The sequence below is a fragment of the Brevibacillus jepli genome, from assembly GCF_047229145.1.
Lineage (GTDB): Bacteria > Bacillota > Bacilli > Brevibacillales > Brevibacillaceae > Brevibacillus.
In genome coordinates, this window is sequence record NZ_JBFEFW010000054.1 from 1 (window position 1) to 15,354 (window position 15,354).

At 48.4% G+C, this 15,354-nt stretch carries 17 protein-coding genes; 10 read left to right on the forward strand and 7 right to left on the reverse strand.

Annotated features, from left to right (window positions below; genetic code table 11):
- Nucleotides 1-472: 472 nt before the first annotated feature.
- The 5 genes from AB1L17_RS30375 (at nucleotide 473) to AB1L17_RS30395 (ending at nucleotide 4,547) form a co-directional block, all read left to right on the forward strand.
- Nucleotides 473-1,300, forward strand: coding sequence for an amino acid ABC transporter substrate-binding protein (locus tag AB1L17_RS30375; RefSeq protein WP_412848688.1), 828 nt, complete (start codon nucleotides 473-475; stop codon nucleotides 1,298-1,300).
- Nucleotides 1,301-1,377: 77 nt separating this feature from the next.
- Entirely contained in the window at nucleotides 1,378-2,208 is an 831-nt protein-coding gene (locus AB1L17_RS30380) for an amino acid ABC transporter substrate-binding protein (RefSeq protein ID WP_412848687.1), read from the forward strand.
- Nucleotides 2,195-2,890: an amino acid ABC transporter permease gene (locus tag AB1L17_RS30385; protein ID WP_412848689.1), complete on the forward strand. Its 696-nt coding sequence runs from the start codon at nucleotides 2,195-2,197 to the stop codon at nucleotides 2,888-2,890. The genes AB1L17_RS30380 and AB1L17_RS30385 overlap by 14 nt, the downstream gene beginning before the upstream one ends.
- Before the next feature lie 17 nt (nucleotides 2,891-2,907).
- Complete coding sequence (locus tag AB1L17_RS30390) at nucleotides 2,908-3,642, forward strand: amino acid ABC transporter ATP-binding protein (RefSeq protein ID WP_412848686.1); 735 nt, start codon at nucleotides 2,908-2,910, stop codon at nucleotides 3,640-3,642.
- Between the two features lie 530 nt (nucleotides 3,643-4,172).
- Entirely contained in the window at nucleotides 4,173-4,547 is a 375-nt protein-coding gene (locus tag AB1L17_RS30395) for a YybH family protein (protein WP_412848685.1), read from the forward strand.
- 81 nt (nucleotides 4,548-4,628) lie between these two features.
- On the opposite strand, the gene AB1L17_RS30400 is transcribed toward AB1L17_RS30395, so the two are convergent.
- Nucleotides 4,629-5,396, reverse strand: coding sequence for an ANT(4')-I family aminoglycoside nucleotidyltransferase (locus tag AB1L17_RS30400; protein WP_412848684.1), 768 nt, complete (start codon nucleotides 5,394-5,396; stop codon nucleotides 4,629-4,631).
- Between the two features lie 110 nt (nucleotides 5,397-5,506).
- Complete coding sequence (locus tag AB1L17_RS30405) at nucleotides 5,507-6,412, reverse strand: LysR family transcriptional regulator (protein ID WP_412848683.1); 906 nt, start codon at nucleotides 6,410-6,412, stop codon at nucleotides 5,507-5,509.
- Nucleotides 6,413-6,557: 145 nt separating this feature from the next.
- Here AB1L17_RS30405 and AB1L17_RS30410 point away from each other — a divergent pair, with 145 nt between their 5' ends.
- Nucleotides 6,558-7,040 carry a DinB family protein gene (locus AB1L17_RS30410; RefSeq protein ID WP_412848682.1) on the forward strand — a complete coding sequence of 161 codons (483 nt, stop codon included), beginning with the start codon at nucleotides 6,558-6,560 and terminating at the stop codon, nucleotides 7,038-7,040.
- 40 nt (nucleotides 7,041-7,080) lie between these two features.
- Here the strand turns inward: AB1L17_RS30410 and AB1L17_RS30415 are convergent, their stop codons facing one another.
- Nucleotides 7,081-7,596: a DUF3841 domain-containing protein gene (locus tag AB1L17_RS30415; protein WP_412848681.1), complete on the reverse strand. Its 516-nt coding sequence runs from the start codon at nucleotides 7,594-7,596 to the stop codon at nucleotides 7,081-7,083.
- Between the two features lie 71 nt (nucleotides 7,597-7,667).
- The gene (locus AB1L17_RS30420; RefSeq protein WP_412848680.1) at nucleotides 7,668-8,219 is read right to left on the reverse strand and encodes a nitroreductase family protein; all 552 of its coding nucleotides are present in this window, start codon (nucleotides 8,217-8,219) and stop codon (nucleotides 7,668-7,670) included.
- Nucleotides 8,220-8,374: 155 nt separating this feature from the next.
- Here AB1L17_RS30420 and AB1L17_RS30425 point away from each other — a divergent pair, with 155 nt between their 5' ends.
- Nucleotides 8,375-9,091 carry an SGNH/GDSL hydrolase family protein gene (locus AB1L17_RS30425; protein WP_412848679.1) on the forward strand — a complete coding sequence of 239 codons (717 nt, stop codon included), beginning with the start codon at nucleotides 8,375-8,377 and terminating at the stop codon, nucleotides 9,089-9,091.
- A 48-nt stretch (nucleotides 9,092-9,139) separates the two neighbouring features.
- Here the strand turns inward: AB1L17_RS30425 and AB1L17_RS30430 are convergent, their stop codons facing one another.
- Complete coding sequence (locus tag AB1L17_RS30430) at nucleotides 9,140-9,922, reverse strand: SagB/ThcOx family dehydrogenase (protein WP_412848678.1); 783 nt, start codon at nucleotides 9,920-9,922, stop codon at nucleotides 9,140-9,142.
- Between the two features lie 125 nt (nucleotides 9,923-10,047).
- Between AB1L17_RS30430 and AB1L17_RS30435 the strand changes: the two genes are divergently transcribed.
- Nucleotides 10,048-10,914 (forward strand): LysR family transcriptional regulator, encoded by an 867-nt coding sequence (locus AB1L17_RS30435; protein ID WP_412848677.1) that lies wholly within the window; start codon nucleotides 10,048-10,050, stop codon nucleotides 10,912-10,914.
- A gap of 31 nt (nucleotides 10,915-10,945) precedes the next feature.
- Here AB1L17_RS30435 and AB1L17_RS30440 read toward each other — a convergent pair whose 3' ends face one another.
- The gene (locus tag AB1L17_RS30440) at nucleotides 10,946-12,382 is read right to left on the reverse strand and encodes an aminotransferase-like domain-containing protein (RefSeq protein WP_412848676.1); all 1,437 of its coding nucleotides are present in this window, start codon (nucleotides 12,380-12,382) and stop codon (nucleotides 10,946-10,948) included.
- 129 nt (nucleotides 12,383-12,511) lie between these two features.
- Here AB1L17_RS30440 and AB1L17_RS30445 point away from each other — a divergent pair, with 129 nt between their 5' ends.
- On the forward strand, nucleotides 12,512-13,414 hold the full coding sequence (locus AB1L17_RS30445; RefSeq protein ID WP_412848675.1) for a DMT family transporter: 903 nt from the start codon (nucleotides 12,512-12,514) through the stop codon (nucleotides 13,412-13,414).
- Here the strand turns inward: AB1L17_RS30445 and AB1L17_RS30450 are convergent.
- Nucleotides 13,379-14,242 (reverse strand): alpha/beta fold hydrolase, encoded by an 864-nt coding sequence (locus tag AB1L17_RS30450; RefSeq protein ID WP_412848674.1) that lies wholly within the window; start codon nucleotides 14,240-14,242, stop codon nucleotides 13,379-13,381. The genes AB1L17_RS30445 and AB1L17_RS30450 overlap by 36 nt on opposite strands.
- Before the next feature lie 46 nt (nucleotides 14,243-14,288).
- On the opposite strand from AB1L17_RS30450, the gene AB1L17_RS30455 reads away from it, so the two are divergent.
- Nucleotides 14,289-15,233 (forward strand): helix-turn-helix transcriptional regulator, encoded by a 945-nt coding sequence (locus AB1L17_RS30455; RefSeq protein ID WP_412848673.1) that lies wholly within the window; start codon nucleotides 14,289-14,291, stop codon nucleotides 15,231-15,233.
- Nucleotides 15,234-15,354: the final 121 nt, after the last annotated feature.

Genomic DNA, 15,354 nt, shown 5'->3' on the forward strand with positions numbered 1-15,354 from the left:
ATCACAAGTACAGAGAAGATTTTAAAAAACTTGACAAACTATTAGCTGGTTTTCTCCTGTTTCCTCTACGAGCTTTCCATGTTTAAACAGGTTTTAGAAGCCTTAAAAGATTGAAGAATTGCACCTGTCACGCCAGAGAAGAATATTTCCAGACGTAGCGACTTGTGGAGTCCTACTGAGCGGAGAAGAGATTAGCGGGCAAAAGAAACGCAACCGTGCCCGCACGACGAAGCGGCTACCACTTTTGCGTTTCCCCGCTAATCTCTTCGGAGCGGACAGTCTACACTTCCCCGAAGGACGGAGCCTGGAGCCTAGACTGGAAATATTCTTCTCCCCACCGCAGCTACATATAACCTCATCCCCCTCAATTCAAAGTAATCAAATAGGATTTAACAATTTAAAGATTGACAAAGGCATTGTCGAACACTACTATGAATCCATGAAATCCGATTAACATAAAGGGGATTGTCACATGAAAAAAGTCATTTTATCTACCTTACTATCCTGTCTGCTACTGGGAATGGCCGGCTGCAGCACTTCCGGTTCTCCTTCTCAGCCGAATAATACGACACCGCCTGCTGATCAGGCAGTCTCGCAAAATTTACTGGAGAAAGTAAAAGCCGAGAAAAAACTCGTCATCGGTACGGAAGGTACATACTCTCCGTTTACGTACCATGATCAATCGGGCAAATTAACGGGATATGATGTGGAGGTTGTAACGGAAGTAGCCAAGCGACTCGGTGTGGAGCCCGTCTTCCAGGAAACCCAATGGGATGCCATGTTCGCTGGACTTGACTCCAAGCGCTTTGATGTTATTGCCAACCAGGTAGGAATCCGTCCGGATCGTCAGGAAAAGTACGACTTCTCCAAGCCCTATACCATTTCCCGCGCGGTTTTGGTCACTCACAAGGACAATGAAACCGTCAAAGACTTCAAAGATATTAAAGGATTGAAGGCCGGACAATCCATGACCAGCAACTACGCAGACCTCGCACGTGCCAATGAAGCAGAAATTGTCGGTGTAGACAACTTCAATCAGGCGATTGACCTGATCGCACAAAAACGTGTGGACGTCGTGCTAAATGACAACTTATCCGTGCTTGACTTCCTGAAGCAAAAGCCGGATACGCCAATCAAAATTGTGACCAAAAATACAGAGGGCCAACCAACTGCTTTTATGTTCCGTAAAGGAAGCACGGAGCTGATTGACGCCATTAACAAGGTGCTCGACGAAATGCAACAGGACGGCACATTGGGCAAAATCTCTGTCAAATGGTTTGGCGAAGATATCACGAAGTAAATATCCATTGACAAAATTGTCTGTCCCTTTTAGTATGTTCCTATTCAAATTCACATCGGGTTAGTGGGGGTTCATTTATGAAAAAACTATTATTCTCCGTTCTCGCTTCCACTCTGTTAGTCGCCTTAGCAGGTTGCGGGTCTTCAACGGCACAGCCGCCGCAAAACAGTGCCACTCCTGCCCCAGCAGAAGAGAAAAAAGAACAAAACTTGCTGGAAAAAGTAAAAGCTGACGGAAAAATCCTGATCGGAACGGAGGGCACCTACGCGCCGTTCACTTTCCACGATCAGTCTGGCAAGCTCACTGGCTATGATGTCGAGGTCGTAACAGAAGTAGCGAAGCGCATCGGCGTAGAGCCTGTTTTTCAGGAAACACAATGGGATGCGATGTTTGCTGGACTCGATTCCAAACGCTTTGATGTCGTAGCGAATCAGGTAGGCATTCGTCCTGATCGTCAGGAAAAATACGATTTCTCCAACGCATATACTGTATCGACAGCGGTACTTGTCACCCATAAAGACAATACGACCGTTAAAGGCTTCGAGGATATCAAAGGTCTGAAAGCAGCGCAGACGCTGACGAGTAACCTCACAGATATCGCGAAGAAAAACGGAGCGGAAATCGTCGGTGTGGAAGGCTTTAACCAAGCGATTGACCTACTTGTTTCCAAGCGTGTAGACATTACGATCAATGATGGTATTTCCCTGTTGGACTTCATGAAGCAAAAGCCTGATGTTCCGATCAAGATTATCGCAAAAGATCCGGATGTAGCGAAAAACGGTTTCCTCTTCCGCAAGGGCAGCACAGAGCTGGTTGATGCTTTCAACAAAGCCCTGGATGACATGGCGAAAGACGGTACCCTCGCAAAAATATCAGAGAAATGGTTTGGTGCAGATGTCTCTAAATAGCTTCTTTGAAAACCCAGAACGCCTGAACCGATGGATCGAGATCGCGCAAAGCTCCTTTCTTCCACTGTTGAAAGGAGCCTTGCTCTATTCTATAACAATCGCCATCGCTGCCTTTTTCATTGGTCTCATCATCGCTGTTCTCACTGCGCTGGCACGACTGTCAGGCATCAAGCCGTTGATTGCCATCGCGCGCGTCTATGTATCGATCATTCGCGGTACGCCTTTATTGGTCCAATTGTTCATTATTTTTTATGGCTTACCGAGCATTGGCTTGATGATTGATCCGATCCCATCGGCAATCATCGGCTTCTCACTCAGTGTCGGTGCCTACTCCTCTGAAGTCGTACGTGCCGCTATCTTGTCCATTCATAAAGGACAGTGGGAAGCAGCCTACTCTCTTGGGATGACTTACTGGCAAGCACTTCGCAGAGTCGTTCTCCCACAAGCGGCTCGCGTCTCGATCCCTCCGTTGTCCAACTCGTTTATTAGTTTGGTCAAGGATACATCTCTGGCCTCGGTTGTCCTGGTACCAGAGATGTTTCGCAAGGCCCAGGAGGTCGTCGCCGCTACCTATGAGCCGCTGCTTGTCTATGTGGAAGCGGCACTTATTTACTGGGTGATTTGCTTCGTGCTCTCTATTATCCAGGATCGCATCGAAAACAAGCTGGACCGTTATGTCTAAAAAGCAGGTGAAACCGCATGATTACGATCACAGATGTGCATAAACAGTTCAATACCCTACACGTACTCAAAGGAATCTCTCTTTCAGTGGAAAAAGGAAAGGTAGTCGTGATCATCGGTCCTTCTGGCTCCGGGAAAACAACCTTGCTCCGTTGCCTGAATGCGCTTGAGGTTCCGACAAGTGGTAGCGTCCAGATCGGTGACGTCAAGCTGGACTTTTCCAAAAAGGTAGAGAAAGCGAGTATACCGAAGCTGCGGAAACAGACCGGGATGGTGTTTCAAAGCTACAATCTGTTCCCGCACATGACAGCCCTCGAGAATGTCATGGAGGGACCTGTCACTGTCAAAAAAGAAGACAAAGAAAAAGCACGTGCGAAAGCAGCTTCCCTACTGACAAAGGTAGGCCTTGGCGACAAGCTGGATCATTATCCTGCCCAGCTATCCGGCGGCCAACAGCAACGTGTAGGAATTGCCCGCGCACTAGCTATGGACCCGCAAGTCATGCTCTTTGATGAGCCTACCTCCGCTCTCGATCCGGAGCTCGTCGGCGAAGTGTTGAAGGTGATGAAGGAGCTGGCTCAGGAAGGAATGACGATGATCGTCGTTACGCACGAGATGGGGTTCGCCCGCGAAGTTGCCGACGAGGTCATTTTCATGGACCAAGGCGTCATCGTCGAACGAGACACCCCCTCCAATCTGTTCGCACAGCCGCGTGAGGACCGCACTCGTCAGTTTTTGCAGCATTTGAAGTAGTTGCCAGAAAAAAGACTCTGTCTCTTGTTATGAGGGCAGAGTCTTTTCTTTGCTAATAAAGCCTTAATCGTCAATGAAGCAAATTACTAGAAAAATGATGATGAGAATCCAAATAAAACCTCCCCCAAAAAAGCCACCACCGCGATTGCAGCCCATGCACTTCCACTCCTCTCAAGGTAATCAGATGGAAGCACCGATCTGCTGGCAAGGATCGGTACTGCATTCAGCTTATGACAATCACAGCTCTCCTGTATGGATGCCTGTCTATTCAGTCGGATAAAAAGACAAAAACGGGTGCTTGCCCTCCGCAATTATACAAAGCCTAAAATTAACAAATGCTTCATGTTCTCTCTATTCTTCCTTAACATCAGACAACTATCATGAATGTGTCAGACCCTACGATGGACATTACGTCCTCCATTTCCGCCCGAATAGCCCCCTTCTAAATCGGGCGGGCTTTTTTTCGTTGCCGATTCGATTTACAATATGGATAAATGCACCAATTTTCAATCAGAGAGAGGGATCATTACGTGGAAGGATATAAACAAGCGTTAGCGCAATATATTGACGCTACCAATACACATGACTTTGCCAATGTAGAAAAAGTGCTTCATCCGAATGCAGTTTACTGGTTTTCCGATAAAACTTGTACATCCATGAATGAGATCCGCGATTACTTTGAACATGCATGGCATCTGATCAAAGAGGAAGTCTATGCGGCTACCGATGTCCAATGGATTACCGTCGATCAAAGGTCTGCTAGCTGCGTGTATACGTACCGTTATGAAGGCTACTACAACGGAGCATTCGTCACTGGCAGTGGCAGAGCCACGAATATTTTTACGAAAACAGATGCAGATGAATGGAAGCTGATCCACGAGCATTTAAGTGGCAAAGTCGAGTAACAAAAAAAGCCCGCTATGAAGCAGGGCTTTCTTCGTATGTCGAGACCCTTTTCACGAGAGGTCTCGTTTTATTTTTGTTGATTAAAAAGGTATTCTCTTTGAATGAATCACGTACTGATGCTCGGCTGCCCACGCTTCGAGACCATCCCAGAATGTTTCGCAAGCGTCAACGATTTTTGCTGATTCAGCCAACTCACCAGACATCACCAATCTGGCAACAGCATCGAATCCAGCCGGGCGATTCGGCAATTCCAGCGCTTCGGGCAAAACCTTGGCCCCTGTCGAGTAAAGCTTTCGGTTGTGCAGCCCGATCAGCATGGCACCGTATTGGGCAAACTGCATGGCCAAGTAGGGCAGGTAGGTATGCGGGCCGTTTAGATTTGCATTTCGCAACTTGCCAATAAACTCGTACATTTCTCCTACGAGAATACCGTTGATTGCTTCTGTGAAATCTTCCTGCGATGGTGATTCTGCCGCTTTTTTGAGCGTTTCAAAATAGCCCTTCGGATCATATAGACTCAGAGGAGCAAAGAATGGGCCATGTGTAAGTGGCCAATCATCCTCGACAGTAGCGGCAATGTTCAGCAAAACATCTGCACTGCACACATTTACTTCAGCCTTCCAAGGTCCCGCTGACCATTCGTAGCTAAATTCTAATTCCTCGTTCGATTCTACGACGCAGAACATCTCGATATCAGAAAAAGGACCGTCTGTACCGCGAGATATCGATCCATACACGCCGATGGCCAGGACTTTTTCTTTGTACACTTCATGCAATCTCTCAGCAATTTCTTGGCAGGTTTGAAATCTATCCCTACGAGAAATTTTTACAGGTCCATTCATGTTCATTCACATACATCTCCCTTGGTATCTTTTGGGTGAGCAGAGACAAAGACATGAATGGAGGACCTCGGGATTAACGGGGGACTTTTTTTGGATGCATGCGAAATCCCCTCCTATCAATTGATGGCATTGGCGTTATCGATGGCCGATTGAATATACGCCTGAAGTGTGTCGATGAAGGTACGAGCTGCGAACCCCATATATTTGTCCGAGCGATACACCAGACAAATATCTTGACTGGGTGTCGGGTTCAAGAGCTTGATGATCGCAATCCCTTCGTCATTTACATTTTGTAACAGCAAGCTTGGCAGGATACAGCCCCCAATCCCCTTTTTCACAAGAGTCAATAGTGACAGGAGTGTGGTCGTTTCGATATGAGGCTGCAAACGGAAGCCTTCCTGTACGCAGTAACGATTCATGAGCTGTCTCGCTTGATGATCCGGCGGAAACATGACCATTTTCAAATCTTGAAGCTGCTCGAACGCGATCGCCTTCTCCTTGGCAAGTGGATGTGCGGTATGAACTGCCAGTGCGAACTCTTCGTGAAACAGCGGAATGACAGTGATTCTCTCATCCGGCTCAGGTAATGTAGTCACACCCAAATCAATCGCGCCGGATATGATTTGCTCGACGATTTTTGTAGACTCGATGACGGATAAGGATGTCTTGGGATACAAGCTGTGGAATTCTACAAGAAGAGCATTAAACAACAAGTCTGCATCACCAGGCAGGACACCGATCGAGAGCGTGCCCCCGTCGTTGTTTTTCATGGCTGCAATTGCTTCACGTGCGTAGTCAATATGGGAAAAAACATGCCGACTCTGCTCCAGCAATACCTTCCCTGCTTCCGTCAGCGTGATTCGTTTGCCCAAGCGGTCAAATAGCGGGACACCAAGCTCACTCTCTAAAAACTTGATTTGCTGGCTGAGATTGGACTGAGAGGTACATAGCTTTTCTGATGCCCGGGAAAAATGCATTTCTTCACATATGGCCATAAAATACTCCAATTGCCTGAGCTCCATCGCTTCACCTCTTACGCCCATTATCATTTTTACTAATCATTATAATCGGAAAAGGATGATTGTTGCGATTTCCCCTACGACGTACACTTTAGTTGACGGTAAGAGCGCTGTCAATCTTAGGAAAATGATAGGGAGGTTTTGCCTTATGTCTCAAAGCATGATCGCTACAGCCACATCCGTTCGACAAATTGGCCTGCAACAGATTCCATTGATTCCTGAGGAGCTATTGGATATTCAATCCCCCGCTTTTTCAAATACACTGCGCTGGAATATTGGGCACATCGTCTTTTGCTTTCAGCATTTCCTGTCCATCGGCTTACCTTACCAATCTGACCTGCCCGCTTCTTACGCAACTCTTTTTCAGCCGGGAACGAAGCCTTCTGACTGGACGACAACACCTCCATCTAAAGATGAGCTGATCCACTACTTGTCTGTGCAGCTTGATCTGTTGTCCTCCGTAACCCCTAGCGAGCTAGAAGCAGCTTTGCCAGCACCGATCACGATGGGTCCATTCCAGTTTACGACGGTAGGAGAAGTCTTTAACTTTGCGCTCATGCACGAATCCATCCATCTGGGTATCCTTTCCAGCATGGTAAAAGTTGTAGCACAAGAAGCAGCCGCGCAGTAATCGCAAAAAAACGAGACCTCGGATGGGTCTCGTTTTACATTTACCTCGCACGAAAATACTCAACATGCTTGACATTCGCTATGTCTATTTTCCCTGTGGTCCCTTGCAATTCTCTATTCTCATATCCGGCCCATTCGGTATCTCGTATCCTATCCCACTCAAAGATACGTTCCCAGCTCTCCTCTTTTGAAATCGTATCCTTCCCCTGATGATAATCTTCATACTCCTGCTCACTGTTAGCAAGGAAGTCATTATTTAATATCATATGCCATTCATCATAATCAGATAGTAAAACCTCTTGTTCATCCAATTCAACCTTGATTCGGACGAACTTGACTCCACTCTCAAAATAGCCTGTACGCCTCAAATCAGGTTTATCCACCCACAACCATATCGGGGATTCTCCCCTATACTTGGTCAATCTCTTCTTCATCTGATGAATCATCCATTCGTATTCTTCAGGGAACATCGCATAGTTTCGATCCCCTTGTAAAAATCCCCGATCTTGAGCCATTTCCCACACTTCTTGGTTTTGTAACGTCCAAAAAACTCTCATCCCATACACCCTAATCCCGTATTTCAAGAGAAACAAAGAACGAGACCGCGGAATGGTCTCGTTTTTTCCATTTATTCGAACCGAGTGAACTTTTCTTCAGCAGGTGTCCGAGTGCGTGCTGCTGGTACATTTTGCTGATCGAAAAAACCGAGGTGCAGGAAGCCAACGATTTTCTCTCCTGGTGCTACACCTAATATCGCATGCGCCTTCGGGTCCCAGTTGTGCGCGTTTGTTTTCCAGACGACACCCAAGCCACGCTCCCACGCAAGCAGCTGGAAGTTTTGAATGAGAGCAGCGGTCGCACTGAAATCCTCTTCCCATTGCTTTTGGCGCGGATCTTCTTTCATAATCACGACCAAATACGCTGCTGGTTGATTGTACATGTCTCTGCGCGCCTGATGAGCTTCCGTAGGATAGACGGTGATCAGCTTCTCTACAAACGCTTCTTTTTTCTCAGAAGAAACGAACAAAAATCTCCATGGCTCACGCACCCCATGATTTGGAGCGTAAACTGCGTCATTCAACAGCTCTAGAACGAGCTCTTCGGACACTGTATCTGGTTTATAATCTTTTTTTATAGAGCGGCGCTCTCGAATTACTTTAGCGATGGACACTTCGGTCACCTTCTTGACTAGTTATTCTTCCCATTTGATAATGGTTATCACTCATACATCTTATCGTTAGGATTCGATAAAATCAAGTCAGGAAGTGTGTTTGAACTCGTTTACACCACGAAAATTTGCGATATGGTAAAATTTTTGGCGAGGAGGGATGTAGCTTGGACGAACAGCGCCCAGCTCTTATCAAGCCCGGATTTTTCGGCATCGATGCACCAGCGGACAGGAGACGCAACGAGTTTGATTTCCATAATGAAGCGCTGCTCTATCATCAGCAGCCTGTCGATTTTGTTTTTTTCGGAGATTCGATCACACATTGGTGGGATCTCGCTACCTTTTTTGGCCGCTCGGGTCAGACCGTCGTCAATCGCGGTATCGGCGGTGACACAACCGAACAAGCCCGCAGACGCTTTGCGGCAGATGTTCTGCAATTAAAACCTCGCTATGCGATCATCCTGATCGGGATCAACAATACGTGGGCATTGGATACATTCTTGCCCTCAGACAGACTGACACCTCAAGAGATTCGCCAGCAAGTAACCACTGATGTGGAAGCCATGCTGCATGCAGCTCTCGAACAGGGCATTCAGCCTATTCTTTGTTCCCTTTTGCCTACACGCATGGACCGTTACACACTCAACCGCGAGCGAAACGAGCTCGTCGTCGCTATCAATGAACGCTTTCAAGCTTTTGCAGAACAAGCCGGCTGCGTGTATGTCGATTATCACGCGAAAATGACGGAGGCAGATGGCATCACGCTGCGCAAGGAATTAACCGACGACGGACTGCATCCTCATGTACTTGGCTACCAGCTCATGGCGACCGTCCTGCGTGACACACTTTCTGCCCACAACATTGTGCTCGGCAAATCATCCTAAACGGCATAAAAAAAGGATGCGGCTTCTTACGCCCATCCTTTTTTCTCCTTATTCCGGTCGACGGTCTGTCAGCCAATGTCCACCTGCGATCTTGCCTACGGAGGCCATCAGGACAGACAAGTGAGAAGTGCCATCGATGCCTAAATATTCGTTCATGTCATGATCCATCCAGTGACCAATCGTCGTTACGCCAAGCCCCAGTCCGTTTGCTACCAGATGCAGATTCTGTGACACATGCCCCGCATCCCACCAAATATAACGGTATGCCCGCTCTTTGTATTTATCTTTCGTACGGTCCACCATCGCCGTCCAAACAAAATTGACCGCGGCCCTTCTCGCCACCTCTTGTTCTTCTGTGAACAAATAGGCGATCTCGGACGTGTCTTCTCTCTTCAGCCCTTCCAAGCACCAGTTCTCTACATCCAAGTGATACAAGCCTTTTTCCAGTCCCTCTACATGGTTAATCATCAGGTATGTCTCAATCGGATAAAGGGCCCCAGCAGATGGCGTCGTGCGCAATTGATAGTCTCCCATATCGTCTGTGATGCCTTGTGTACCCCAGAGCAGGAGATTCAATTCGTTTAGCGTCAACGGTTGCTTCAAGAAATTCCGCTTGGATCTTCTATTGATGAGAACCTCCCACAGATCGACGGACGGTGGAAACTGAGGCTTGCCCAATTCAATGCGTGCAAATACCTCTTCATAGCGCAAATACGTCGCTGGTCTTTTGGAAAAATCGTAACGAGAGGCCCAGCCTTTTTCCAGCTCCCCTACCCGGTAAGAGGTTGCCTCGATAAATTCATTTGCGATTCGCTGCCATTCGGGATGCATCTATGTTCCTCCTCGTGTTTTCTTGGTTGTTCTGTCTATTACTATACGAAGCTCGTTTCCATTAGTAAAACAATGAATTATAATGTTTTTCATAAGTTAAAACTAATGAAAAGGAACGAGCAGACATGACACTTACCCAGCTCCAGGTGTTTGTCGCCGCAGCAAAGGCCGGCAGCTTCACGCGGGCAGCAGAAGACATCGGCTTTACGCAATCCGCTGTCTCACAAATGATTCAAGCGCTGGAAAAAGAATTAGGCGTCTGTCTCTTTCAGCGGAGTCGCAGCGGCATCACTCCGACAAGCATCGGAGAGCGAATGCTACAGCATGCCCGTGACATTCTGAATATCACTTCCTGCATGACCGAGGAAGCAAATCTGGCCCGAGGGATTACGTCCGGCACCCTTCGCATCGCCTCGATCCCGAGTGTCGCTTCCCGCTTTTTGCCCGGACTATTGGGCAGCTTTCGCAAGCGGTTTCCCGCCGTGGACATCCTGCTTCTAGAAGGGGATAGTGATGAAATTAGTAATTGGATGCACAGCTCGGTCGTCGACATCGCCTTTACTGTCATGCCTGACAAGGACATGCAGACGCTGCCGTTAATGCAAGACGAGATGATGGTGATTTTGCCAGATACTCATCCATTAAAGGACAGCGAGACCCTGCGCTTTTCCGAGATTGCGGAGCGGTGCTTCATCATGCCAAAGGATGGCTGCATCCGAAAAATGCTGCATGAAAATAACATCAACCCTACGGTTACGTTTGAAGTGCGTGAGGTGTATACGATCTTGACCATGGTTCAGGAGTATATCGGCGTCACCATCATGCCTGAGCTGTATATGCCCCCTATCGTCCCCAAAATCGTCGCTATCCCACTGTCTCCTCCCATTACAAGGGAAGTGGTGCTCGCCGTGCGAAACTGGCAGTCGATCTCCCCTTTGACCGCAGAGTTCGCCGTTCATAGTCAGCAGTATGTCAAAGGCTTCGCCAAATGATTGTGGCGAAGCCTTCGTACGTTCAAGCGCTTTATTGTTGTCGCAGCAAGCTGCGGATGATTTCACTCAGTCGCTCAATACCGATTTCCAAATCGGCAATCGGTGCGTATCCATACGACAGCCGCACGTACCCTTCCTGCACTTCCCCGTAAATATTGCCTGGATTCAGCAAAATTCCATGCCGCATCGCTCGTGCAAATAGCTCCATCATCGAAAGCTTCCCGTTAATTTTCAGCCATATAAAAAATCCCCCCGCGGGTACTTCCCATGTCGCCAGCTCGGTCATATGCTTCGTGAGTGCACGGATGGCGGCTGCTTGTCTCATAACGAGCTGTTCTCTGACCTGCTGCATATGCTTCTCGTACAAACCACTAGCCAGCCACTCCTCCGCCACGCGCTGCGATAGCGAGCTGGCTCCGTAATCCGTCTGCATTTTGATATCAGCCAGACGCTCGATGACTGGCTCAGGTCCCACCACCCATCCAATACGCAAGCCGGGCGTCAATGTCTTGGACAAACTCCCAATGTACAACACGTGACCGTGCTTATCTCTAGCCTTGAGTGGAAGGGGTGGAGGTTCTTTCGTCCATAGCTCGCGGTAGATGTCATCCTCGATAACCGGAAGACGCTCTTCTTCACATACCTGGAGCAGCTCCAGACGACGCTTTTCTGTCATCAGGACGCCTGTTGGATTATGAAAGCAAGGATTGGTGTATAGAATTGCCCCATGCTCCTCCTTTCTCCTCGCATAAATCGACTGCGCTACCAACCCCTGACGATCCATCGGCAATCCCGCCAGCTTCATCCCTGCCGACTGGAACACGTGTAAGGAATTGAGATAAGAGGGCTGCTCCAAAAACACGGTAGACCCGCGATGCAACAGTCCGACAGAAATCAATTGGAGTGCCTGCAATGCACCTGACACGATCAATACAGAAGACGGCGAAGCCGCAATTCCTTGTCGCCCTACATATTCACTGACCGCTTGGCGCAAGGGCAGGTATCCTCTCGGTTCTTCGTAGCCAAATCCGCTTAGTTTTTCCGTGACCCGCTCCATGACTTGCTTCATCACTTCTACAGGAAATATGTCAGGGGAGAGCTCCCCTTTGCTTAGCTGAATCAGGTCTGAGTGAAACTCGCGCTTATTGATTTCCTGGACGGCAGTCATGCTCGGCTTGTGTAGTCCTGATTTAACATACTCACTCCAATCCGGTGGCGGTGTGGTAGCCAGAAGCGTCCACGTGTTATTGACGACAATTGTGCCCATCCCCAGCTTCCCCTCAAGCAAGCCGTCTGCTGTTAATTCCTCCAGTGCCGCAATAACCGTACTCCGATTGACTCCGAAGGTATTCGCCAAAACGCGCTGACTGGGGATTTTGCTGCCAATCGGCCATTCTCCTGATGAGATTTTTCCTTTGATAAAATCAATAATTTTCCGATATTTCGGCAAGCGTTTCTCTCTTTGCAACCGGATCGATCCCCTTCGTCTTATCTTTACAGGTAAAAGTGGTTGGTTTTTTTGTTAGCCGAGTGGTTGCAGATATTTTACCACTTCTTGATTACCATGGATAAAGAAAGAAGAAGGAGGGAAGCCATCATGTCTCATCATACCAGGAGTCGTATTTTCGCTGCACACGGAATCAGCATTGTTCTCTGGGCCTCTGCATTTGCCGGTATTCGCGTTGGATTGCAAGCCTACTCGCCGGAGCATCTTTCGTTGCTTCGCTTTCTCATCGGCTCGCTTTTTCTCGGGATACTCGCACTCTTTTTCCGCATTCGCTTGCCAGAGTATAAGGATATCCCAGGTATACTAGTACTTGGTGGCTTGGGCTTTACCATTTACCATACGGCGCTCAACTATGGCGAGATGACTGTCAGCGCAGGTGTAGCCAGCCTGTTTGTTACGACGACACCTATTTTTTCCGCTCTGCTCGCCTTCCTGTTTTTTCGGGAGCGCTTCGGTACGAGAGGCTGGATAGGTGCCCTGATCGGTTTTGTCGGAGTCGCCATCTGCTCGGTTGGTACAGGAGAGAGCATTCACATCACTGATGGAATATTGTTGATTTTATTAGCCGCCATTAGCGAAAGCATTTACTTTGCATTTCAGAAGCCATTGGTAGAAAAATACGGCGTTTTCGCATTTACTGCCTACACCCTATGGGCAGGTACACTCTTCATGCTCTTCTTTTTGCCCGGACTTGGTACAGCGATATCGCTGGCACCGTGGGATGTCACGCTCAGTGTCGTGTATTTGGGGATTTTTCCTAGCGTCGTGGCTTATTTGGCCCTCGCCTATGTAACTTCTGTCGTCGGTACCTCGGAGGCTACTACCTCCCTGTATATGACGCCCGTGCTCGCTTTTCTGATCGCCTGGGTGTGGCTGGGCGAAGTGCCTACGCTGATGACAATTGCAGGTGGTGTCGTGACGCTTGTCGGTGTCCTCCTCGCGACGATGAAGCCCAGCTTACCGAGAAGGCCTGTCAGGAGCCAAGCCTTTTAGAAAAGCCACTATCTCCATACTTGTCTCTATCGGCTGATCAATCGGCATCAAGTGCTTGGATTTTGGAATGACCACCGTCTTGCTTTGCGGATGGCTTGTGACCTTTTGGATGAGAGAGAGCTTCACATCGAGCTTTGGCTCCGACTCAGCAGGGAGAAACAGAACCGGACATTTTATTTGTGCATAGGCATCCTCATAGTGCAAATCACAGACGGTCTCCATGATTTGGAGGTTGATCGCTGTCGGTATTTGGTATGTGATCAGCCCGTCTGGCAGTGGGTAGATCGTCACATGCAAAAACCATTTCTCATAATACGGGTCCCACGGATGCCAATGCTGTCTCGCGTAAGGAGCAAATTCCTCTCTGTGTTCGAAAGATGGTACGATACGCTTGCGATACTGCTCCAATATTTCTTCCTTCGTGCCTTCCCGCTCACCATTTGGGCCCACAAAATCAATCATGCCCGAATCCAGATTGATTAGTGATCGTACACGGTCAGGGTAAATCGCTGCGAAAAAGGTAGCGAAATCTCCGCCAAGGGAGTTGCCTATCACGTGGGCTTTTTGTACCCCGACATGATCGAGAAACGCCCGTATGTCCTCACATTGCGTACCGATATCGTAACCAGTAGCCGCATGCTCCGACTGACCATGCCCACGCAAGTCCATACAAATGATGTGGAAATCCTCAGAAAAATAAGGTAACATGTCCTTCCAGATGGACGAGGTTCCCCCTTGAGGGTGCAAGAACAGAATCGTCTCACCATTTCGTTCACCTTCTAAACCACACAATCTCGTCCCCTGGTGATAGGCAGTAACTTGTTTCATTTTGACTCACCCTTTACATTCGTTTTGGCTAAAGCGAGGAATACTTATGAACCGAACAGGTCGTTTACTAGAGCTGCTTGCGCTTTTGCATACAGGAAAAACCTTTACCGTGGGTGAACTAGCCGATACGTTAGCCGTGTCCAAACGAACGATGCTTCGTGATTTGCATTTGCTCAGCGAGTCTGGTGCCCCATTGCAAGCTTCTCCCGGTCCTGGCGGTGGGTACAGATTAATTCGTTCCCATCAGCTAGCACCTCTTGCCCTCACGACAGAGGAAGCAATTGCCTTGATCTTGTCGTATGGAGCTCTTCTTTCCTATACGGACAAGCCATTTGAACATGAAAATCTGTCTGTAATCGCCAAGCTGCTCGCGAGTCTTCCAACAGACGCTTTGGCAAGAGTAGATGCACTACGCAAAAAAATACGAGTGACGAACCCGAGCCGAAGCGTGGAGACGCCCTTTTTGCGACCACTCTTGGAAGCTGCTCTTTCACAGCAAGCTGTGGAGATTGCGTACGACTCCCTGACCCGAAAAAGCACGCGAATCATTTGGCCCGACTATTTGTACGCCTTCGATGGCTACTGGTACTGCAAATGCTTCTGCTTTCTCAGGCAATGCATAGTCAAGCTGCGCGTAGATCGTATCCAAGCCATGACGATTGTGGAATCTCCCTCTGCCATCCTTGATCCGAACACCGAGCAGGATGAAGAGCTGGAGCTGCTTCCCCTGCGAATTCACTTGACAAGAAAAGGCTGCAAGCTAGCTGAAAGCCACCATCAATTCGGCAATCAAATTACCCTACAGCCAGATGGCTCCGGTCTGATCACCGACACTCTCGCCCCCTCTGAATTAGACTGGGTAGCTCGGTTTGTACTCGGACCGGGACGGGAAGCGACAGTAGAGGAGCCTGCTCAGCTAATCGTCTACCTGCGAAAAGAGATCGATGCTCTGTTTCATGTTTATCCTGTTTCCGTTCGCTCTACCAGATGAGCGTAGCAAGAAATGGTGTCAATGAATACTCCCGCCACTTACCGACCGGTTGAAGTGGGGATTTCTTATGTGTCGTCGTTACCGGACGCTTAACACAAGTGGAGTTGACACGGCGACAGCT